We start from the raw sequence: 20,824 nt of genomic DNA, 5'->3' as shown, positions 1-20,824 counted from the left end.
GCGCGCATCAAAGATCGAGCACGAGCACCGCGGAGCGCGCACGCGACACGCAGCAGCAGATCACCGTGTTGCTCGCGCGCTCGGCCTTGCTGAGACAGTGGTCGCGATGATCGGGCTCGCCGTCGATGACCGGCACCATGCAGGTGCCGCACACACCTTCGCCGCATGACGTGTCGACTTCGATGCCGATGCGCGCGAGCGCGTCGACGATCGACGTGTCGGGCGTGACGCGTACCGATTGCCCGCTGCGCTGCAGGCGCACCTCGAAACCGTCGGCGGCATCCGTGTTGCCCGTACCGGCGGCGGCCGGTTCCGCCGCGAAGCGTTCGAGATGGATCGAATCTTCAGGCAAGCGTGTCGCGGCCGCCGCGACGACCGCATCCATGAACGGCCCCGGGCCGCACGTGTAGACGTGAGCGTGCGCGTCGACCGATTCGACGCAGCGGCCCAGCTCGGCCGCGAGCGCGTCGGGCTCGACGCCGTAGTGGAACGTCACGTGCGACGCGAACGGCTCGGCCGACAGTTCGGCGACGAAGGCCGCGTGCTCACGGCTGCGCGCGAAGTAGTGCAATCGGTAGCGCGCGCCGCGCTGGCGTAGCGCATACGCCATCGACAGCAGCGGCGTGATGCCGATGCCGGCCGCGATCAGCACGTGCTCGCTCGCTTCATCCGTCAGACGAAACAGGTTGCGCGGCGCGCCGATCGACAGCTCGGCGCCGACTTGCACGTCGTCGTGCAGCGAACGCGAGCCGCCGCGCGACTGCGCTTCCTTCTTCACTGCGAACAGGTAGCTGCCGCGCTCGTCGGGGTTGCCGCACAGCGAGTATTGCCGCGTAACGCCGGACGGCGCGGTCACATCGATATGGGCGCCCGGTTCGTACGCGTCGAACGGCTGGCCGTCGACGCGCGAAACCCGGAAACAGCGGATGTCCTGCGCCGCGTCGATCAGCGCGTCGATCCGGACTTGGTGGCGGTTCGCTTGCATGGGTCAATCCGTGGGGTAGGGAAAACGCGGCGCGGCAGTTACCGCGCCGTCATGCGATCGAGAATAGGGACGGGCATCGCATAAATCAAATCGATTAAAAAGAGATGCCTGAATCAGCGGGATGGATGATGGTCAGGCTGCGCGATTGAGCCCGATATTCAGCGAGCGGCGATCGCGCTGCTGCCCGTCTCGGCCGTGTGCGGCATGGCTGCCGACGCATGGCCGCGTTCGCGGTCGAGGCTGCGGCGATAGTGCCGGCACCCGGCGGCGAGCAGCAGCGCAGCCAGCGTGGCTGCCGCGACGTTGACGATCGACATCGAATGACCGACCGCCGCCGGCGCGCCGAACACGCGGTCGGTGAACAGTGCGACGACGGTCGTGCCGATCCCGAGCGCGATCAGGTTCGACACGAGCAGGAACAGCGCGGAGATCTGCGCGCGCATCTGGTTCGGCGCGAGCGTCTGCATCGCGGCGGTGGACGTCGGCATCGGGAACGACGCGAAGAACATCGCGACGACGAGCATCGCGAGCGACGCGGGCAGCGAGTCGAGCTGCGTGAACAGCGTCGCGGGGATCACCATGCACGCGGCGCCGATCGCTCCAGCGCGCATCGGCGCATCGTCGCGGCCACGCCGCAGCAGCCAGTCGTTGAGCCAGCCGCCGCAGAACACGCCGGCCGTGTTCGCCACCAGCAGCACGATGCCGAGCGTATAGCCGGCTTCGACGGCCGTCATCCCGAAGTGTCGGATATAGAACGCGGGCGTCCAGCTCAGCAGGCAGTACAGCGTCATTGCGTAGAACGAGAAGCCGAGGTAGTGGCACGAGAAGGTCGCGCGATGCGTGCCGACGAAGCGCAGCGAATCGCGCATCGACACGCGCCGCACGGCGCCCGAGCGATCCTGCGCGAGCCCCTTGCGCTGCGGGTCGCGCACGGTCGCGGCGAACAGCAGCGCCACGAGGATCCCCGGCAGCCCGACGATCAGGAACGTGACCTGCCACGCATGCACCTGCCCGACCACCGGCAGCGTGAACGCGCTCGCATGCTTGAGCAGCGCGATCACGTAGCCGCCGATCAGGAACGCGACGCCGCCGCCGATGAACGAGCCGAGCGAATACACGGCGATCGCGCGCCCGAGCTTCTCCTTCGGGAAGTAGTCGGCGAGCATCGAATACGCGCCGGGCGACAGCGCGGCTTCGCCGACACCGACGCCCATCCGCGCGATGAACATCTGCACGAAATGCTGGCTGAGCCCGCATGCGGCGGTCGCGACGCTCCACAGCGCGATGCCGAGGGAGATGATCCGCGGCCGCGCGTAACGGTCGGCGAGATAGGCGACGGGCAGCCCCATCACCGCATAGAACAGCGAGAACGCGAAGCCGTTCAGCAGACTGAACTGCGTGTCGGACAGGTGCAGGTCGCGCTTGATCGGCTCGATCATCAGCACGAGGACCTGGCGGTCGACGAACGAAAAGACGTACGCGAGCATGCAGATGACGACGACATACCATTCGTACGTATAGCGCTTGCCGTCGGCAGCGCGGGCCGTGGATGCGGACATGCGGATTCTCCAGGAGCGGGCGGTGGAAACGCGCGGCAGCGGCCTGGCGGGCCGGGCGCCGTCGCGGCGCGAAAGCGTGCGTGGGCACGTGTCGGAGACGCAGCGTAGTCGGCCAAATTCGGCCGCCATAGCCGGAGTGACAGCCGCACCACACGGGCATTTACCGACCCGGATAAAGAAAACACCAGGGTCTCGCACGCCGGCCGCCGCGCGGCGAGCCTGCAGCGGGGCGCACGTGCCTCATGCGGCGCATCTATAAGCGTTATAGAGCGCATTGCGTCGACGTCCGAAATTGTCGTTCCTAGACTCGGCCCGTTTTTGATCGGCAGCGTTGGCCCTTCGCGGCGAACGCGCTTCATGCCACGCGGCGCGACGCCGACCAGCGCCGAAAACTCTACGGGACGACGACGATGAACCAACCGAACGGGCGGGCCGACCGGCTTGCCGTACCGCTTGCCGCGCTGCTTGCCTGCGCGGCGCTGCCCGCCTTCGCGCAATCGAGCGTGACGCTCTACGGCCGCGTCGACACCGCGATCGAATACGCGAACGCCGGGCCGAACCACGTGACGCGCATGGGCAGCGGCAACCTGTGGGCGTCGCAGTGGGGGCTGAAGGGCGTCGAGGATCTCGGCGGCGGCTACGCGACGATCTTCAAGCTGGAAGATGGCTTCAACGCGGCAAGCGGCGCACTGTCGAACAGCAGCGCACTGTTCGGCCGCGAGGCGTGGGTCGGCATCACGGGGCCGTTCGGCGGCGTGCAGTTCGGCGAGCTTTACACGATCCTGCACACGACGCTCGTCACGTACAGCCTGCCGGGCCTCGGCGCGGGGCTCGCGTGGGGCAACGCGACGAACAACTTCGTCGGGCCCGCGTTCCTGCGCGTGCGCAACTCGATGCGCTACACGTCGCCGCGCTACGCGGGCTTCATGCTGCGCGCGATGGCTGCACGCGGCACCAACGGCGCGGCCGGCCAGCCGGCGACGCTCGGCGATACGTACGGCGCGGGGCTCAACTACGTGCGCGGCGGCCTGTCGGTCGACGTCGACTATATGCAGCAGAAGTTCAGCCCGGTGGCTGCGTCCGCGCTCGGCGGCACGAGCCCGGCCGCGAACGGCAACTACACGCTCGGCGCGATTTCGTACGATTTCAGCGTTGTGAAGGTGGCCGCGTTGTACATGCGCCATCGTGGCGGCCCCGACGTCGCGACTGCGATCGACAGCCAGAGCGCGTATCCGCACAGCGACATCATGGAACTGAGCGCGACGGTGCCGATCGGGCGCGCGTCGCTGCTGCTGAGCGTCGGCCACTACCGCAAGGTCGCGGACAGCGACGGCAACGCCGATTCGTACGGCATCCGCTTCGACTATCCGCTGTCGAAGCGCACGGTGCTGTACACGGGCGCCGCGATGGTGCGCAACGGCGCGCATGCACGCTTCGTCGTGAACGGCGCGGCGGGTGGCGGTGTCGCGGTCGCCAAGCCGGGCGCGACCGCGAGTTCGATCGTCGCGGGCATTCTCACGGCGTTCTGACCGGCCCGCGCCGGTGTGCGCTTGCTCGGCTCGAGCCGTTTGCTCTCCTATGCGCAGGCGGGCGGCTGCGGCGCGAGCCATGCGTCGAACGGCGCCAGCTCGCCGATGTTGAACAGTTCGAGCAGCGCACGCAGCCAGCGATGGCCGGGGTCGGCGTCGAAGCGCCGATGCCAGTACGCGTTGACGGCCCATTCGCTCGCACCGGCGATCTCGTACAGCACGCACGGTTGCCGCGCCGCGAACGTGATCGCGATCGTCTCCGGCAGGATCAGCGCATAGTCGCCGCCCTGCAGCAGCGCGGGCACCACCATGAAATCGGGTAGCGCCGCGCGCACGCGCGGCATCAGCCCGTGCCGTTCCAGCAACTGCATCGATTGCGGATGCGACGTGACCGCGACGAAGCGCAGCGTATCGGGCGCGTCGCCATCGAGCACGTAATCGTCGGGCAGCGCGACGCGCTGCGCGGTGCGGCGCGGCATCAGCAGCACGCAGCGCTCGTGCAGCAGCGCGGTGCGCTGGAAGTGGCTCGATGCATCGGCGAAATGCCCGAGCGCGAAGTCGATACGTCCCGATTCGAGTGCGACGTTGAGCTGGCATTCGTCGACGTGCAGCGTCTCGATCACCGCACCCGGCGCGCGGCGGTCGAAGGCGGCGAGCAGCGTCGGCAGGAACGCGCTCGCCGCGAAATCGCTCATGTGCAGGCGGAACACGCGCTGCGTACTGTCGGGCGTGAAGCGCGAGCCTTCGTCGAGCACGTCCTGCAGGATCGCGAGCGCCTTGTCGACCGACAGCGCGAGCCGTTGCGCGCGCGGCGTCGGCTCGACGCCGGTGCCGGTGCGCACGAACAGCGCGTCGCGGAACATCAGCCGCAGCCGGCCGAGCGCGTAGCTGACGGACGGCTGCGTGACGCCGAGCCGCAGCGCCGCGCGGCCGACGTGCCGCTCTTCGTACACAGCACGAAACGTCTTCAGCAAGTTGAGATCGAGATCCTGCACGCGCAGTTCGGACGGGTCGTTGTCGTGCGGTGCGGATTCGTCGCGGGCCGGGGCCGCCGGGCGGCCGGGTGCGGAGTGCGTCATCGAGGTTGCCTCGCGGTGACCGAAGGCGCGTGGCCGTAACGCCGCGCATACGCCTTCGCGAAATGGCCGAAGCCATGGATGCCGTGTGCGATCAGCACGTCGGTCACGCTGCGTGCGTCGCCGCGCTGCAGCGCCGCGTGCACGGCGGCGAGCCGGCATTCCCGCACGTAGGCGGCCGGCGTGGTGTGCAGGAACGCGCGGAACGCGTGCTGCAGCGTACGCGGCGCGACGCCCGCGACGGCCGCCAGCGCGGCGAGTGCGAGCGGTTCGCCGAGATGCGCGTTGACGTGATCGCATGCGCGCCGCACGTGCGCCGGCAGCGGTGGCGTGCCGCGCGTGAGCGCATCGCTGTACGAATGCGGCAGGTGCGTGAGCAGCAGCGACATCAGCCACGTGGTGAGGTCGGCGCCGAAGGTCGACGCGGCCCCGCCGATGCCCGGCTGCGCGCCGAGCCGGCACAGGTATTCGAAGGTCGGCAGCAGCAGCGCGGCGCCCGCGTCGGCACCGCCGGCCGCGAGATCGAACTGCAGCGGGCGCGTGAGCGTGGCCTGCAGCATGTCCTGCAGCTTGCGTTCGAGCGCGCCGCGTTCCAGCCGCAGCACGAGGTTGCGGCAATCGGTGCTCGTGCTCAGGCGGCTCGCGAGCGCCGGAGACGACACGGTCAGCTCGCCGGGGCCGGCGCGCGCCATGACGCTGCCGGCCTGCAGCTCGCATGCGCCGGCAAGTGTCAGCCTGAACAGGAAGTGTTCGGCATCCTCACCGAAATCGATGCGCGTTTCGCGGCCGTAGCAGAGTTCGAGCAGCGCGCCGTGATGCAGCGGCACTTCGTACAGCTCCGCATGAAACGGGTCGCGGCCGCGTGCGGCCATCCGGTGCGGCCCGAGCCGGTGCGCGACCGCGCGTTCGACTTCGTCGGGGGCGTGCAGCGTGCCGAGCCGGTTCGGCGCATGGCGGGACAGGGCGATATCCATTCATGGACCTCGTAGCGGATGCGGCGGGCGCGGCGGCATGCGCATCGCCGCGATTGCGTTGCGCGAACGGGCGTGCCGTTGCGCGTTCTGAAGCGACGCGGCGGGGGCGGCCGCGTAGTCTCGGAAACACTCAATCACCGGGAGAAGACGATGAAGGTATGTGTTCTGGGCGGCGGCCACGGCTGCCATGCGGCGGCGATCGACCTGCTCGAGAAGGGCCACGACGTGACGTGGTGGCGGCGCGACCGCGAGCCGCATGCGCGGCTGCGCGAGCTCGGCGTGCTGAACGTGACCGACTATCGCGGCACGCGTGCGGTGCCGCTCGGCGATGCGCCGGGTGCGATCCGCCTGACCGGCGATCTCGCGGCCGCGCTGCGCGGGGCGCAACTCGTCGTGGTGCCGCTGCCGGCTACGTCGCACGACGCGCTCGCTGCGCAGGTCGCGCCGCTGCTGGAGGACGGCCAGGTCGTGTTCCTGCCGCCCGGCACGTTCGGCAGCTTCGTGTTCGCGCAGGCGGCCGCCGATGCCGGCAACCGTTCGCGCGTCGCATTCGCCGAGACGGGCACGCTGCCGTACCTCGTTCGCAAGCATGGCGACAACGACGTCGTGATCAGCGCCTACGCGACGCGTCTGCCGACCGGTGTATTTCCCGCGAATGCGGCCGGCTGGGCGTTCGACGTGCTGCGCGCGGGCTACCCGTCGGTCGAGCCGGTCGAGGATGCGTTGTCCGGTGCGTTGATGAATGCGGGGCCGGTGATCCATCCGCCGCTGATCCTGATGAACGCCGGGCCGCTCGAACACTTCGACGCATGGGACATCCACAACGAAGGCACGCAGCCGTCGATCCGCCGCGTGACGAACGCGCTGGATGCCGAACGCATCGCGGTGCGCGAAGCGCTCGGCTATCGCGCGCCGCATTTCCCGCTCGCGGATCACTACGCGGCTGAGGGTGACGAATGGATGTACGGGCGCGGCGCGCACGGCAAGCTGACCGATAGCGGCGACTGGCGCGAGAAGATCGATCTGCGGTCCCATCGCTACATGCTCGAAGACACCCGGCTCGGGCTGTCGTTCATCGTGTCGTGCGGGCGCTGGGCCGGCGTGCCGACGCCGGTTGCGCAGGGCCTGCTGAGCATCGCGAGTGCGGTCGCGGTGCGCGACCTGTATGCGGAAGGGCGCACGCTGGAGCGGCTCGGGATCGCGGCGCTGTCGAAGGACGCGATGCGTGCGCTGCTCGACAACGGAGTCGCGGGAGTATCGGCATGAGCGCGGCCGCCGATGTGACGCGTGTACACGTGCTCGGCGCGGGGCGCATGGGACAGGGGATCGCGCTCGTGTTTGCTTTTGCCGGAATCGACGTGACGCTGATCGACTTCAAGCGGCGCGATGCGGCTGGCCAACGCGCGTTCGACGATCGCACGCGCGACGAGATCGCCAGGCCGCTGCACGCGCAGGTCGCGCTCGGCCGCGTCGATGCCGCGCAGGCCGATGCGGTCGTCGCGCGCATCGCGATCGTTTCTCGGGATGGCGCTGCCGATGCCGTGCGCGATGCAGACGTCGTGTTCGAGGCGCTGCCCGAAGTGCTCGACGCGAAGGCCGACGCGTTGCGCTGGCTCGGTGAGCATGTCGATGCGTGCGCAACGATTGCGTCGACCACGTCGACGTTCGTCGTCACCGAATTGCAGCGTCATGTCGTGCACCCCGAACGGATGCTGAACGCGCACTGGCTGAACCCTGCATTGCTGATGCCGCTCGTCGAGATCAGCCGCAGCGACGCAACCGGCCAGGCGGTGGTCGATGCGCTCGCCGCGCTGCTCGAACGCGTCGGCAAGAGGCCGGTGATCTGCGGGCCGGCGCCAGGCTATATCGTGCCGCGCATTCAGGCGCTCGCGATGAACGAGGCGGCGCGGATGGTCGAGGAAGGCGTCGCGAGCGCGGAGGACATCGACACGGCCATCCGCACCGGTTTCGGCCCACGCTTCGCGGTGCTCGGGCTGCTCGAATTCATCGACTGGGGCGGCTGCGACATCCTGTACTACGCGTCGAAGTACCTGGCCGGCGAGATCGGCCCGCGCTTCGCGCCGGCCGAGAGCGTCGTGCGCAACATGGAAACCGGGCGCGATGGCGTGCGCACGGGTGCCGGCTTCCATGACTATGCGGACGTGGACGTGCCCGCGTACATGCGGCAGCGGCTCGGTGAATTCGCGCGGCTGCTCGATCACCTGGGACTGGCGCCGGTGTTCGACGTCGGGCGGCGCGACCCGCGCGATTAGCCCGGACGTCGCGGCCGCGCGCGTTCGCGGTGCCACGAAAGCGCGCACGCGGCACCGTGAGCCGTTGAGTCGCTCACCCACTGGAAAAGGCAACGGCACGGATGCGGCCGACGCGTGCAGCACGCTCACACCGTATCGCCGCGCGTGCCGGCATCAGGCGCGACGCGCGTCTCGCGCATCACGCACAGCGTCGCGACGGTCACGAGGCCGAGCGCGATGAGGAACAGCGAAACGGGCCACGACGCGTGATAGCGCGCGAGCAGCGCAGTCGCGATCAGCGGTGACATCCCGCCCGCGAAGATCGACGCGACTTCATGCCCGAGCGCGACGCCCGAATAGCGCACCTCGGTGCTGAACAGCTCGCCGACGAGCGCGGGCAGCGTGCCGATCATCGCGCCATGGCTCACTGCCGTGCCGACCGTGAGCGCGAGCCACACGAGCGGCGTCACGCGCGTGTCGAGCAGCCAGAAGAACGGGAACGCGCACGCGACGAGGCTCAGCGCACCGATCAGGTACACGGGCTTGCGGCCGATCCGGTCGGACAGCCGGCCCCACGCGAGCATCGCGCCCATCTCGACGATCATCGCGATCATCACGCCGGTCAGCATCACGCCGTTCGGGATGCCGACGTATTTGCCGTAGACGAGCGAGAACGCGAGGAAGATGTACGCGCCGCCGTTCTCGGCCACGCGCAGCCCCATCGCGAGCAGGATTTCCTTCGGATGGCGGCGGATGCATTCGACGATCGGCAGGTGCGTGTGCGCGCCGCGCTTGCCGGCTTGCTCGAAGTCGCGGCTTTCCGGCAGATGGCGGCGGATGTAGATGCCGATCGCGAAGATCGCGATGCTCGCGAGGAACGGCAGCCGCCAGCCCCACGAGCGGAACGCGTCGTCCGGCAGCGCCTGCGCGGCGAGAAACGCGGCCGACGACAGCACGAAGCCGCCGCCCACGCCGAGCTGGCTCCACGCGGCGTAGTAGCCGCGCTGTTCCGGCGGCGCGTTCTCGCTGATCATCAGCACGCCGCCGCCCCATTCGCCGCCGGACGCGATGCCCTGCAGCAGGCGCAGCACGACGAGCGCGGCCGGCGCCCACACGCCGACCTGCGCATAGGTCGGCAGCAGGCCGATCGCGAAGGTCGATGCGCCCATGATCAGCAGCGTCCACACGAGCGACGCCTTGCGCCCGTAGCGATCGCCGACGTGGCCGAACACGATCCCGCCGAGCGGCCGCGCGACGAAGCCGAGCGCGAAGGCCGCGAACGCGGCGAGGCTGCCCGCGAGCGGCGACGCACCGGGCGGGAAGAACACATGGCCGAACACGAGCGCCGCGGCCGTGCCGTACACGAAAAAGTCGTACCACTCCATCGCGTTGCCGGCGACGGAGGCGATGACGATCCGGCGCAGCTGCCGGTCGGCGAGCGGCCGGGCGGCGCTCGGGGATTGCATGATGTCGGTCGGGACCATGGCGGACTCTGAAGGGGGAGGCGGGCGCGTGCCGTCTGTGCAGCACTGCGGGCTAGTGTTGTCGGCACCGTGTCCCCGGTCAAATCCGCAGAAAAAGGGGAGTGACATCACTCCCGCTGATGATGGTCGCGGCGCTTTCCCGTGCCTACCCCACGCTTTCCCGCAGCAGCGCGATCATCCGCTGCGCCAGCGGCGGCACGTACGCGCCTGCCCGATGCATCGCGCCGATGCGGCGGTCCAGTTCGAGTTCACCGGCCCGCAGGTCGAGTGCGCGCAACCCGGTCACCTGGTCGAGCGCATCCGCGCCGCCGACACACAGCAGCGGCGTGCCGCGCAACAGCTGCAGCAGCGACGTATTGCCGAAATCGGTCTCGATGCGCAGCCGCGGCGCGGGCAGGCCGCGGGCGCGGAACGCGTCGTCGATCCGGTGCCGCACCGGAATCGTCGCTTCCGGCAGCAGCCATTCCTGATCGGCGAGATCCGCGAGCGTGAGCCCGCGCTTGCGCTGCAGCGGGTGGGCGGCATCGGCGAGCACGGTCAGCCGGTCGTCGAACAGCGCGATGGTGTCGAGCCCGTCGTCCTGCTGCTGCGGTTCGGGCGCGACGACGAGATCGAGCTCGCCGGCCGCGAGCAGGTCGAGCAGTTCGCGCGCGAGCCGGCAGCGCAGCCGCAGCCGCGCGGCCGGCCGTTCGCGGATCAGTTGCCGGCACGCACCGAGCACCAATGCATTGGGCACGGTCGGCGAGTAGCCGATCCGCACCACGCCCTGCTCGCCGCCGCGGATCGCGCGCATCTCCTGCATCGCGTCATCGAATTCGAGCGCGATCCGCTGCGCACGCGCGACGAAGCGTGCGCCGGCCGGCGTCGGCGTCATCCCGTTCGCGGTGCGCTCGAACAGCGTCACGCCGACTTGCGCCTCCAGCCGCTGCACGGCTTTCGTGAGCGCCGGCTGAGACAGCCCCAGCGCCTCGGCGGCCTTGCCGATGCTGCCGTGCCGCTCGACGGCCAGCAGGTACTCCAGATCGCGCGTGTCCATCTGGGGATTCCTGTTGGTTATGACTTTATATCCGGTGATGCATTGTGGTGATGCCTGGGCATCTTACAGACTGGCGGCACTGTTCGACCAGGAGAATCGTTTTGAGCTTCGCCTACTTCCTGCGGCGCGCGGCCCGTTACTGGGGCAGCCAGCCCGCCGTGATCCACCGCGACCGCGCCGTCACGTACCGCCAGCTCGACGAGCGCTCGACGCGGCTCGCGAATGCGCTGCGCGGCCTCGGCTTCGCGCCCGGCACCCGCATCGCCGTCCAGGCGCGCAACTGCATCGAGCTCGTCGAGATCGAATGCGCGCTGTACAAGGCCGGCCTCGTGAAAGCCGCGCTGAATCCGCGCTTCACGGCGGCCGAGGCGGCCGACGTCGTCGGCAATTGCGCGCCGGCCGCGTTCATCGGCGGGCGCGGCTACACGGATTACACGCCCGACTCGCCGGGCTTCGCGTCGGTCGAGCGGTTCGTGTCGATCGGCGGCGCGGTGGCCGGCTATCTCGACTACGACACGCTGGTCGCGAAGGGCAGCGATACGCCGCCCGACTATCTGCCGGCACCGGACGACCTCGCCGTGCTGCATTTCTCGTCCGGCTCGACGGGGCGCATCAAGGCCGCGATGCAGAGCTATGGCAACCGGCTCGCGTCGCTGCGCAAGATCGTGCTGGGGATGGACCGCCCCGCGCAGCCCGGCGACCGGCTCGCGCTGATCGGCCCGATCACACATGCGTCCGGGATGCTGATGCAGCCGTACCTGTTCTGCGGCGCGACGCTCGTGCTGTTCGACGCGTTCGAGCCCGCGCATTTCCTCGCCGACGTCGCGCGCCAGCGCATCACCCACACGTTCATGGTGCCGGCGATGGTCAACATGCTGCTGAACGCGCCCGAGCTCGCGCAGGCCGACCTGCGCAGCCTGAAGGTGCTCGGCTACGGTGCGGCGCCGATGGCGCCGGCGCGCATCGAGGAAGCGTGGGCGCGTATCGGCCCCGTGCTGTCGCAAGGCTATGGCGCGAGCGAATCGACGTCGGGCGTCACGCGGCTCGGCATCGCCGATCACGCGTACGCGCTGCTGCACGACCGCGAGCGGCTCGCGTCGTGCGGCCGGCCGCTCGGCGAGACCGAGGTGCGCGTGGTCGATGCCGACGGACGCGAAGTCGAGGGTGACGCGATCGGCGAGATCGTGATTCGCGGCGCGGACGTGTTCCAGGGCTACTGGAATGCGCCGGAGCTGACGCGCGAGGTGCTGGTCGACGGATGGCTGCACACGGGCGACCTCGCGCGCACCGATCGCGACGGCTTCATCTATCTGGTCGACCGCAAGCACGACATGATCATCTCGGGCGGCTTCAACGTGTATCCGACCGAAGTCGAAGCGGCGCTCTACCGGCACGAAGGCGTGCTCGAGGCGTGCGTGGTCGGCGTGCCCGACGACAAGTGGGGCGAGGCCGTAAAGGCCGTGGTCGTGCTGCGTGCCGGCCGTGACGCGCAGGCGAACGATCTCGTCGCGCACTGCCGCACGCAGCTCGCCGACTACAAGTTGCCGCGTTCCATCGATTTCGTCGCCGAGCTGCCGAAGAACGCGAACGGCAAGGTCGCCCGCAAGCTCGTGCGTGAGCAGTACTGGCGCGGTGTCGCGCGCCGCGTCAACTGAAGGAGCCGTCATGTTCGACCATCTGCAACGCCCCGAATTCGTCGCGCTGCGCGCGGCCGTGCTGCGCTTCGTCGACGACGAGCTGCGCCCGATCGAGCGCGAGCTCAAGCTCGACTCCGAAGACGTGTGGCCGCGCGACGTGTTGCGTCGCGTGTGGCAACGCTCGGCCGCGCTCGGCTTCTATACCGCGAGCCTGCCCGTCGAGATCGGCGGCCAGGGCCTGTCGATCGCCGAAGTGTGCGCGCTGAAGGCCGACCTCGCCGCGAGCGGCGCAGCGCTCGCGCCGCACGTGCTCGGCGAACTCGGCGGCCCGCCGCGCGTCGGCAACATGCTGAAGTACGCGACGCCCGCGCAGCTCGACCGCTATTTCAAGCCGGTGATGCGCGGCGAGAAATCGACGTGCTTCGCGCTGACCGAGCCGCATTCGGGCTCGGACGCGATGAGCATCTGCACGACGGCGATCGAGGACGGCGATGCGCTCGTGATCAACGGCACGAAGCACTACATCAGCGGTGCGCCGTTCGCCGATTTCGCGATCGTGATGTGCGTGACCGACGCCACCGCGACGCCGCCGCAGATCACGGCCGTGCTGGTCGATCTCGACCTGCCCGGCGTGAGCGTTCAGCACGAGTACGTGCCGATGTCCGGCCAGCATATCGACGCGGACATCCGCTTCTCCGGCGTGCGCGTGCCGCGCGAGAACGTGTTCGGCGGCGTCGGCAACGGCTTCCGGCTCGGCATGTCGCGCATCAACGTGAACCGGCTGCTGCATTGCCCGACGATGCTCGGCCTCGCGATGTCGGCGTACCGGGCGTCGCTCGATTACGCGCGCACGCGCCGGCAGTTCGGCGGCCCGATCGCGCGGTTCCAGGCGATTCAGCACATGCTCGCCGACATGGCCGCCGCGCTGTGGGCGTGCGAAAGCATGATCGCGCATACGGCCGCGCTCGCCGATGCGGGCGCCGACCTGCGGATGACGGCGGCCGCCTGCAAGCTGTACGTGTCGGAGCGCTGCTTCGAGGTCGCGGACAAGGCCGTGCAGATCCACGGCAACGTCGGCGTCACGCGCGGCCATCCGGTCGAGCAGACGTTCCGCAAGCTGCGGATGTTCCGGATCCTGACCGGCACGAGCGAGATCCAGCGCAACACGATCGCGAAGGCGATTCTCGAGCCGGCCGGCGCGGGAGGCGGCGCATGACGACCCGCGACGACGCGGCCGACGCCTGGCCCGCCGCCGATGCCGATGCCGATGCCGATGGGCCGGCCTGGTCGTGCCTGCGCGGCGTGCGGATCGTCGATGCCGGCCAGCTGCTCCCCGGCCCGCATGCGTGCGCGTTGCTGCGCCAGCTCGGCGCGGACGTGATCAAGGTCGAGCCGCCGGGCGGCGACGCGTTGCGGCAGTTCGGCGCCGACACGTTCGCGCAGTTCAACCGCGGCAAGCGCTCGATCGTGCTCGACCTGAAGACGCCCGACGGCCGCGCACGCTTTCTCGATCTCGTGCGCGACGCCGATGCGGTGGTCGAAGGCAACCGGCCCGGCGTGATGGCGCGGCTCGGGCTCGGCTACGACGAGCTGGCGCACGCGAACCCGCGCGTCGTGCTGTGCTCGATCACCGGCTACGGCCAGGACGGCCCGTATGCGAACCGTCCCGGCCACGACCTGAACTTCCTTGCCGATGCCGGCTACTGGTCGGTGCCCGCGCAACTGCACGACACCATCTCGCGGCCACGCGTGCGGCTGGCCGATCACGCGGCCGCGCTGCACGCCGCGCTCGCGCTGGTGGTCGCTGTGATGAGCGCCCGCGCGAGCGGTGTCGGCCAGCATCTCGACGTGTCGATCCACGACGCGATCTTCGCGTGGACCGCACCGGCCGCGTGGGCGCTGCGCACCGGCCGCGATACGCCCGACGCGGCGCGCTGGGTGATGCCCGACAACGACCTGTTCGAGACCGCCGATGGCCGGCACATCGTGCTCGCGACGCTCGAGGACAAGTTCTGGGCCGTGTTTGCCGATGCGCTCGGCGACGCGTATCCGGCGCTGCGGGAACCGCGCTTCGCGCAGCGCGCGGGCCGGCAGCAGCATCGGCACGCGCTGGGTGCGCTGCTGCGCGCAACCTTCGCGACCCGCACGCAGGACGACTGGATGCGCGTGCTCGGCGCACTCGGGCTGCCGGTGTCGTGCGTGCCTGACGCGGGCGCGGTGTTCGACGATCCGCACGTGCGCGCCCGCGGCGTCGCCCGCGAGGTGGCGGCCGACCGGTCGCTCGCGGTGCGCTTCCCGGTGAAGTTCTCGCTCGGCCTGCCGGACGGTGACGACCGGGTGCCGGCGCCCGGCGAGCACGGCGGCGGATAGCGCGACGCCACCGGCCGCCGACGATAAATAAACAGGAGACAGCCATGACGAATGGTGCGCAGTACCGCCCCGGACGGGCGTGGTCCATCGCGACGATGCTCGCGCTGATGATGCTGGTGAATTTTCTCGACAAGGTCGTGCTCGGCCTCGTGTCGGTGCCGATGATGCGCGACCTGCATCTGAGCCCGACGCAGTTCGGCGTGATCGGCGGCAGCCTCAACTGGCTGTTCGCGGTCGCGGCGGTCGCGGGCGGCATCGCCGCGAACCGCTGGCCCGCGAAATGGCTGCTGTTCGCGATGGCGGCCGCATGGGCGCTGCTGCAACTGCCGATGCTCGCCGCGAGCTCGATCTGGGTCGTCATCGCGTGCCGCGTGCTGCTCGGCATCGGCGAAGGGCCGGCGTCGCCGGTCGCGACGCACGCGATCTACAAATGGTTTCCCGATACGCGGCGCAATCTCCCGGTCGCGCTGCTGCACCAGGGCAGCGCGCTCGGCTTGCTGATCGCGGGGCTCGCGATTCCGGTCGTCACGTCGCACTGGGGCTGGCGCGCGAACTTCGCGGTGCTGGCGGTGCTCGGGGCTGTGTGGTGCCTCGCGTGGGCGGTGGCCGGCGAGGAGGGCACGCTGTCGCGCGGCCCGCGCGCGGCCGGCGGCGAACGCGTGCCGTACGGGCGGCTGCTGACCGACCGCACGGTGCTCGGCAACTTCCTCGGCCATTTCGCGGCGAACTGGATTCTCGCGATGACGCTCACGTGGATGCCGACCTACCTGCAGCTGGGGCTCGGCTTCGGCCCGCACGAGGCGGGGCGCATGTTCGCGCTGTTCGTCGCGGTCACGTCGCCGCTCAGTCTCGCGCTGGCATGGCTGTCGCAAACCTTGCTTGCACGCGGCATGCCGTCGCGGCACGGACGCGGCACGTTCATCGCCGTCACGCTCGCCATCGCCGGCGCCATGCTGGCCATGCTGCCGGTGCCCGAGCTGCCGCGCGCGGCGAAGCTCGTGCTGCTGACGGTCGGCAGCGGCCTGACGCTGACGATGTACTCGATCGGCCCTGCGATGCTCGCCGAGGTGACGCCGGACGCACAGCGTGGCGGCGTGCTCGCGCTCAGCAACGGCTTCGCGTCGCTCGCGGGCCTCGGCGCGCCGGTCGTCACCGGGATGCTGATCGAGGCGAGCGGCGCGTCGGTCGCGCGCGGCTTCGAACAGGCGAGCGTCGTGTGCGGCGTCGTGCTGATCGCATGCGGCCTGCTCGGCGCCTGGTGCCTCGATCCGCAGCGTTCGCTGCGGCGCCTCGCGGGCGACACGGGGTGCGCTGCGCCGCCGGTCGGCGCGTGCGGCCGCTAGCGCCTGCCGCGCACATCGCTTCGCATTGCATCGCATTCGGCGTGCGGCCCGCCAGTCGGGCAGCGGCGCCTTTCGACGGGAGCAGTACCACGATACGCCGCGCGACGACGCGGCAGGAGGAGACATGAAGAAGATGATCGCGGCGGCGCTGATCGGCGCGCTGTGGGGGAGCGCGCACGCGCAGTCGAGCGTGACGCTGTTCGGTCGGATCGGCGGCGGCGTGCGCTGGGTTAACGGGCTGCCGGGCGGCAGTCAGGTCGGGTTCAACAACAACATCATCGCGGGCAACGAGTTCGGCATTCGCGGCAAGGAGGATCTGGGCGGCGGGCTGAAGGCGCTGTTCGTGCTCGACGGCGCGTTCAACAGCGGCACCGGTGCGCTCAAAACGTCCGGCACGCTGTTTTCTCAAGCGGCGTATGTCGGCCTGGCCGGCGATTTCGGCCGCCTGACGCTCGGCCGCCAGTTCAACGTCGCGGAAGACCTCGGCATCGCGCTCGATCCGCTCGGCGGGCGCGGGCAATCGCTCGCGGTCGAGCCGGGTGTGCAGTTCGACGGCAACTTCTTCACGCTCGACTCGCGTTTCAACAACACGATCAAGTATCTCGGGCAGGTGGGTGGCCTGCGGTTCGGTGCGAACTATTCGCCCGGCGGCGTCGCGGGCAGTTCGCATGCGGGCACCAGCTATTCGACTGCGGCGATGTACACGTATTCGGACCTGATGGGCGGCGTGTCGTATGCGAAGACGTACAGCCCCGACGGCTCGCAGTCGGCGCAGACGATCCAGGCAGGCGGCACGCTGCAGCTCGGCCGTGCGCGCTTCTACCTGAGCTACGCGTCGCTGAACGTCAGCGCGAACAAGGCCGGCGCGCGGTCGCGGCGCGACGATATCCCGTCGTTCGGCATCGTCGTGCAGCCGCTGCCGTCGGTGCAGCTGAGCGCGGCCGCGGTCTACGACCGTGCACGCAATCTCGGCAACGTGTCGGGCGCGGACGGTCACAAGCTGACGACCTACGCGATCGCCGAGTACTTCCTGTCGAAGCGCACCGAGCTGTATGTCGAGGTCGATCGCAACGGATTGACCGGTGCGTACATGCGCGATCCGGCGACGATCGCGGCGCTGAACCTGCGGCGCGGGGCGAGCGCGACGACCGGTGTGTCGATCGGGCTGATGACGCAGTTCTGAGGTTTTTTCAACGATTTTTCAGGAGAGTGAATCGATCATGCGGACTTCATCCCGACTGGCTGCGGCGCTGCTGACGGCGACATGCTGGACTGTCGCCGCCCACGCGCAACCCGATGCCGCGAGCGCGGCGGTTCAGGCATCGGCGGAAGCGGCCGTGCAGGCATCGGCGCAGGTGCCTGCGTCAACTGATCTGTCGCCGGCACAACGCAAGGCGGCCGACCGCAAGCTGAAACGCCGCGTCAGCACGGCGCTCGCGCGCACCAGGAACCTGAACGTCACGCGCATCCTCCTGCGGGTGCGCGACGGCGGCGTGACGCTCAGCGGCTCGGTCACGGATACGAACCAGGTGAATCTCGCGGCGGAGGTTGCGCGGCGTGTCGACGGGGTCGCGTCGGTGTCGAACCTGCTGCGCATCGACGGCCAGCAGCCGTGATCGCCGGGCTCGAGAGCGTTTTCTTTCCACTACGAGACATGATTCGATGCGAATTCATCGATGCTCTACCGCTACCCGGCGCGCTCGCCGGCTGGCCGACACCGTCGTGCTGGCCGGCGGGCTCGCGCTCGCCGCGATCGCGCCCGCTGCGCCCGCTGCAATCGACGCCGTCACACCGGGCATGATGCAGGGCTTCCCGCCGCCGGCCGAACAGGTCGTCAACAAGGCGAACGCATTCACGCCGGCGCGCCTGCGCTGGGCGTTGGGCAATACGCGGCTGCTCGCGCCGACGGCCGGCATTCGGCACGCGGCTTCGCCGATGCCGTTGCCCGAGCAGCCGGCCTCCGGCCTCGACACGCTGCCAGTGACGATCGGCGGCGAGACGCTGACGCTCGACGCCTACCTGCGCGCAACGCATACGGACGGCTTCATCGTCGTGCAGCGTGGCCGGATCGTCTACGAGCGCTACTTCGACGGCTTCCGGCCCGACCAGCCGCACGCGTGGGCGTCGATGACGAAATCGGTGACGGGCCTGCTGGCCGCGCAGATGATCGAATCCGGCGTGCTCGACGCGGGCGCGCCGCTCGCGCGCACGGTGCCGGAACTCGCCGACACGCCGTTCGGCGGCGCGACGCTGCAGCAGAACCTGGACATGGAAGTGCCGACCGCGTACGCACCGGGCATCCCGCCCGATCTCGGCCTGTTTGGCGCGGTCGGTCTGGTGCCGCACCGTGAAGGCGCGCCGGCCAGCATCGCCGAGTTCCTGCTGACCGTGCAGCGTGTGCCGGACGTGGCGCCCGGCAGCACGTGGTTCTACCAGAACGGCTCGCCGGAAGCCGTCGCGTGGGCGATGCAGCGCGCGACGGGGCAGTCGTGGAGCGCGCTGGTCGAGCGGTGGCTGTGGCGCGATTTCGCGGAAGACGATGCGTACGTCGTCGTCGACCGCAACGCGATGGCGATGGCGAGCGGCGGCCTGTACACGACGCTGCGCGATGCGGCGCGCTTTGCCGAGCGCGTGCGCACGGGGCTCGGCGGGGCACGCGGTGCGCTGCCCGCCGCGACGATTCGTACGGCACTGCAGCCCGCGCACAACGCGGCGCTGTTCGCGAAGGGCAACGTGATCGCGGGCAAGGACGGCTATGCGTATCGCGACTACTGGTACCAGGTGAACGACGGCGACGGCACGGTCGCAGCGGCGGGGCGGTTCGGCCAGTCGATCCTCGTCGATCCGAAGCACGCGCTGACGATCGTCAAGTTCTCGTCGTCGCCGGACTTCGCGCCGCGCGCGCTCGATGCGCAAGGCGCTGCGATACGGCCGCGTGCGGCGCTCGAACGTGGCGATGCGTTGAGCATGGTGGCGCGCGCGGTCGTCGACCGGCTGCGCTAGCGCGCTGCAACCGGGCGTGCCCGACGAGAGGGCGGCGTTGCATCGCCGCGCCTCGATCGCGTGGGCTATCGGCCCGCTTCGCACGGCGATAGTGCGATGCACGGGCTGTCAGGGAAAACCACATCGGCACATCGCCCGTCGCCGTTTCGTCAGCTTGCTTACGCACGCCATTCACGTCTGAGCAAAGCGCGCCGCGTCCAGCGGACTCGCGCGCTTTCGTTTCTCTTGCAGCGGCGCGCCGTCCCCGCTCCTCTCCCCGCCATTCGATTTTCAACTGACACCCAGTTGAACATTTCATTTCTTGATGTGATTGCGGCTGGATACCATCCAGCGACTGTCTATACAACCCGGTCGGCGCGTATGGGCAGGCTCAAAAAAAACACAACACACCGATGAACAGGTTTGGAGAAGGAGAAGACGGAGATGGTGCGAATGAAGGGCGGGAAGACGGGCGCCGCAGGCGTGGGCGCAGCCGTTGCCATGCTGTTTGCCGGCGCCGCGCACGCGCAGTCGACGGTGACGCTGTACGGGATCGTCGACGCGGGTGTGACCTACACGAACAACGCGAAAGGCCACGCACTGTGGCAATTCACGGGCGGCAATGAATCGGGCCCGCGCTGGGGCTTGATCGGCACCGAGGATCTCGGCGGCGGCCTGAAAGCGAACTTCCGTCTCGAGAACGGCTTCAACGTCGCGAACGGTGCGCTCGGGCAGGGCGGCCGGATGTTCGGGCGTTCGGCGTGGGTCGGCCTGAGCGGCGCGAACTGGGGCGCGGTGACGCTCGGCCGCCAGTACAACTCGACGCAGGACATCCTCGGCTCGTTGCAGATGAGCAGCTTCCTCGCTCAGTACTCGACGCACCCGTTCGACAACGACGACATCAACAACACGTTCCGCACCAACAACGCGGTGAAGTACGTGTCGCCGACGATCGCGGGCCTGCAGGCGAACCTCGTGTACGGCTTCTCGAACTCGACCGGCTTCGCGAACGACAACAGCTGGAGCGCGGGCGTCACGTACGTGAACGGGCCGCTCAACGCGGGCGCCGCGTATGCGCGCGTGAACCATCCCGCAGTCAGCACGAGCGGCGCCGTTGCTTCGGATAACTACTATCCGGCGTCGGAATCGGTGTTCGGTGCGAGCCTCGGGCACGCGATCCGCCAGCAGATCTGGGGCGCGGGCGGCAGCTACGCGATCGGGCCGGCCACGCTCGGCCTGCTGTACACGGGCTCGAACTTCGGGCAGGCGACGGGCGGCGCGCTGCGCTTCAACAACTACGAAGGCAGCCTGCGCTACATGATCACGCCGGCGCTGATGGCCGCGGCCGGCTACACCTATACGCAGGTCGCGCGCGCCAGCGACAGCGGCCACTACCACCAGGTATCGGCCGGCGTGCAGTACTTGCTGTCCAAGCGCACCGACGTGTACGTGAACGGCTTCTACCAGAAGGCGTCGTCGGGTATCGGCCACGCGTGGATCGACGGCACCGACAGCGCGTCGTCAACGACGTCGCAGGTGGCGGTGGTGGTCGGCATCCGCCAGAAGTTCTGATGTTCTGACGCACACGCGCGTCTTC

General features: G+C 69.4%; 17 protein-coding genes. 11 read left to right on the top strand and 6 right to left on the bottom strand.

Features of this window, described 5'->3' with window-relative positions:
• Positions 1-7 precede the first annotated feature (7 nt).
• A complete protein-coding gene (locus F3J15_RS16530) occupies positions 8-985 on the bottom strand; it encodes a PDR/VanB family oxidoreductase (RefSeq protein ID WP_166892573.1) in 978 nt (325 codons plus the stop codon).
• A 158-nt stretch (positions 986-1,143) separates the two neighbouring features.
• Positions 1,144-2,544 (bottom strand): MFS transporter, encoded by a 1,401-nt coding sequence (locus F3J15_RS16525; RefSeq protein WP_166892570.1) that lies wholly within the window; start codon positions 2,542-2,544, stop codon positions 1,144-1,146.
• Positions 2,545-2,954: 410 nt separating this feature from the next.
• Here F3J15_RS16525 and F3J15_RS16520 point away from each other — a divergent pair, with 410 nt between their 5' ends.
• Positions 2,955-4,073, top strand: a complete 1,119-nt coding sequence (locus F3J15_RS16520) for a porin (RefSeq protein WP_166892567.1) — start codon at positions 2,955-2,957, stop codon at positions 4,071-4,073.
• Positions 4,074-4,120: 47 nt separating this feature from the next.
• Here F3J15_RS16520 and F3J15_RS16515 read toward each other — a convergent pair whose 3' ends face one another.
• Both F3J15_RS16515 and F3J15_RS16510 read right to left on the bottom strand, forming a co-directional pair.
• Positions 4,121-5,152, bottom strand: coding sequence for a LysR family transcriptional regulator (locus F3J15_RS16515; protein WP_166892564.1), 1,032 nt, complete (start codon positions 5,150-5,152; stop codon positions 4,121-4,123).
• The gene (locus tag F3J15_RS16510; RefSeq protein WP_166892561.1) at positions 5,149-6,123 is read right to left on the bottom strand and encodes an AraC family transcriptional regulator; all 975 of its coding nucleotides are present in this window, start codon (positions 6,121-6,123) and stop codon (positions 5,149-5,151) included. The genes F3J15_RS16515 and F3J15_RS16510 overlap by 4 nt, the downstream gene beginning before the upstream one ends.
• Before the next feature lie 150 nt (positions 6,124-6,273).
• Here F3J15_RS16510 and F3J15_RS16505 point away from each other — a divergent pair, with 150 nt between their 5' ends.
• Positions 6,274-7,389 (top strand): NAD/NADP-dependent octopine/nopaline dehydrogenase family protein, encoded by a 1,116-nt coding sequence (locus F3J15_RS16505; protein WP_166892558.1) that lies wholly within the window; start codon positions 6,274-6,276, stop codon positions 7,387-7,389.
• The gene (locus F3J15_RS16500; protein WP_166892555.1) at positions 7,386-8,396 is read left to right on the top strand and encodes a 3-hydroxybutyryl-CoA dehydrogenase; all 1,011 of its coding nucleotides are present in this window, start codon (positions 7,386-7,388) and stop codon (positions 8,394-8,396) included. Before F3J15_RS16505 ends, F3J15_RS16500 begins: the two co-directional genes overlap by 4 nt.
• 125 nt (positions 8,397-8,521) lie before the next feature.
• On the opposite strand, the gene F3J15_RS16495 is transcribed toward F3J15_RS16500, so the two are convergent.
• Both F3J15_RS16495 and F3J15_RS16490 read right to left on the bottom strand, forming a co-directional pair.
• The gene (locus tag F3J15_RS16495) at positions 8,522-9,859 is read right to left on the bottom strand and encodes an MFS transporter (protein ID WP_166892552.1); all 1,338 of its coding nucleotides are present in this window, start codon (positions 9,857-9,859) and stop codon (positions 8,522-8,524) included.
• A 145-nt stretch (positions 9,860-10,004) separates the two neighbouring features.
• Positions 10,005-10,895, bottom strand: a complete 891-nt coding sequence (locus F3J15_RS16490; RefSeq protein WP_089486418.1) for a LysR family transcriptional regulator — start codon at positions 10,893-10,895, stop codon at positions 10,005-10,007.
• A 101-nt stretch (positions 10,896-10,996) separates the two neighbouring features.
• On the opposite strand from F3J15_RS16490, the gene F3J15_RS16485 reads away from it, so the two are divergent.
• The 8 genes from F3J15_RS16485 (at position 10,997) to F3J15_RS16450 (ending at position 20,799) form a co-directional block, all read left to right on the top strand.
• Entirely contained in the window at positions 10,997-12,550 is a 1,554-nt protein-coding gene (locus F3J15_RS16485; protein ID WP_166892550.1) for an AMP-binding protein, read from the top strand.
• Positions 12,551-12,560: 10 nt separating this feature from the next.
• Entirely contained in the window at positions 12,561-13,748 is a 1,188-nt protein-coding gene (locus tag F3J15_RS16480; RefSeq protein WP_166892547.1) for an acyl-CoA dehydrogenase family protein, read from the top strand.
• Positions 13,745-14,902, top strand: coding sequence for a CoA transferase (locus tag F3J15_RS16475; protein WP_205190830.1), 1,158 nt, complete (start codon positions 13,745-13,747; stop codon positions 14,900-14,902). Before F3J15_RS16480 ends, F3J15_RS16475 begins: the two co-directional genes overlap by 4 nt.
• A gap of 44 nt (positions 14,903-14,946) precedes the next feature.
• Positions 14,947-16,245, top strand: a complete 1,299-nt coding sequence (locus tag F3J15_RS16470) for an MFS transporter (RefSeq protein WP_166892544.1) — start codon at positions 14,947-14,949, stop codon at positions 16,243-16,245.
• A gap of 124 nt (positions 16,246-16,369) precedes the next feature.
• On the top strand, positions 16,370-17,428 hold the full coding sequence (locus F3J15_RS16465) for a porin (protein WP_166892541.1): 1,059 nt from the start codon (positions 16,370-16,372) through the stop codon (positions 17,426-17,428).
• A gap of 37 nt (positions 17,429-17,465) precedes the next feature.
• A complete protein-coding gene (locus tag F3J15_RS16460; RefSeq protein ID WP_166892538.1) occupies positions 17,466-17,861 on the top strand; it encodes a BON domain-containing protein in 396 nt (131 codons plus the stop codon).
• A gap of 46 nt (positions 17,862-17,907) precedes the next feature.
• On the top strand, positions 17,908-19,248 hold the full coding sequence (locus F3J15_RS16455; RefSeq protein WP_166892535.1) for a serine hydrolase: 1,341 nt from the start codon (positions 17,908-17,910) through the stop codon (positions 19,246-19,248).
• 480 nt (positions 19,249-19,728) lie between these two features.
• The gene (locus F3J15_RS16450) at positions 19,729-20,799 is read left to right on the top strand and encodes a porin (protein ID WP_240158931.1); all 1,071 of its coding nucleotides are present in this window, start codon (positions 19,729-19,731) and stop codon (positions 20,797-20,799) included.
• Positions 20,800-20,824 lie beyond the last annotated feature (25 nt).

Origin of the sequence: Burkholderia sp. Ap-955, from assembly GCF_011753045.1 — a bacterium.
GTDB classification, from domain to species: domain Bacteria; phylum Pseudomonadota; class Gammaproteobacteria; order Burkholderiales; family Burkholderiaceae; genus Burkholderia; species Burkholderia lata_D.
Note: the sequence above shows the minus strand (reverse complement) of the source record. Positions and strands in the feature narration are given on the sequence as shown.

Bases quoted from the DNA above. Each gene is read 5' to 3' on its own strand.
- F3J15_RS16530 (WP_166892573.1), bottom strand. From the start codon at position 985: ATGCAAGCGAACCGCCACCAAGTCCGGATCGACGCGCTGATCGACGCG.
- F3J15_RS16525 (WP_166892570.1), bottom strand. From the start codon at position 2,544: ATGTCCGCATCCACGGCCCGCGCTGCCGACGGCAAGCGCTATACGTAC.
- F3J15_RS16520 (WP_166892567.1), top strand. From the start codon at position 2,955: ATGAACCAACCGAACGGGCGGGCCGACCGGCTTGCCGTACCGCTTGCC.
- F3J15_RS16515 (WP_166892564.1), bottom strand. From the start codon at position 5,152: ATGACGCACTCCGCACCCGGCCGCCCGGCGGCCCCGGCCCGCGACGAA.
- F3J15_RS16510 (WP_166892561.1), bottom strand. From the start codon at position 6,123: ATGGATATCGCCCTGTCCCGCCATGCGCCGAACCGGCTCGGCACGCTG.
- F3J15_RS16505 (WP_166892558.1), top strand. From the start codon at position 6,274: ATGAAGGTATGTGTTCTGGGCGGCGGCCACGGCTGCCATGCGGCGGCG.
- F3J15_RS16500 (WP_166892555.1), top strand. From the start codon at position 7,386: ATGAGCGCGGCCGCCGATGTGACGCGTGTACACGTGCTCGGCGCGGGG.
- F3J15_RS16495 (WP_166892552.1), bottom strand. From the start codon at position 9,859: ATGGTCCCGACCGACATCATGCAATCCCCGAGCGCCGCCCGGCCGCTC.
- F3J15_RS16490 (WP_089486418.1), bottom strand. From the start codon at position 10,895: ATGGACACGCGCGATCTGGAGTACCTGCTGGCCGTCGAGCGGCACGGC.
- F3J15_RS16480 (WP_166892547.1), top strand. From the start codon at position 12,561: ATGTTCGACCATCTGCAACGCCCCGAATTCGTCGCGCTGCGCGCGGCC.
- F3J15_RS16475 (WP_205190830.1), top strand. From the start codon at position 13,745: ATGACGACCCGCGACGACGCGGCCGACGCCTGGCCCGCCGCCGATGCC.
- F3J15_RS16470 (WP_166892544.1), top strand. From the start codon at position 14,947: ATGACGAATGGTGCGCAGTACCGCCCCGGACGGGCGTGGTCCATCGCG.
- F3J15_RS16465 (WP_166892541.1), top strand. From the start codon at position 16,370: ATGAAGAAGATGATCGCGGCGGCGCTGATCGGCGCGCTGTGGGGGAGC.
- F3J15_RS16460 (WP_166892538.1), top strand. From the start codon at position 17,466: ATGCGGACTTCATCCCGACTGGCTGCGGCGCTGCTGACGGCGACATGC.
- F3J15_RS16455 (WP_166892535.1), top strand. From the start codon at position 17,908: ATGCGAATTCATCGATGCTCTACCGCTACCCGGCGCGCTCGCCGGCTG.
- F3J15_RS16450 (WP_240158931.1), top strand. From the start codon at position 19,729: ATGCTGTTTGCCGGCGCCGCGCACGCGCAGTCGACGGTGACGCTGTAC.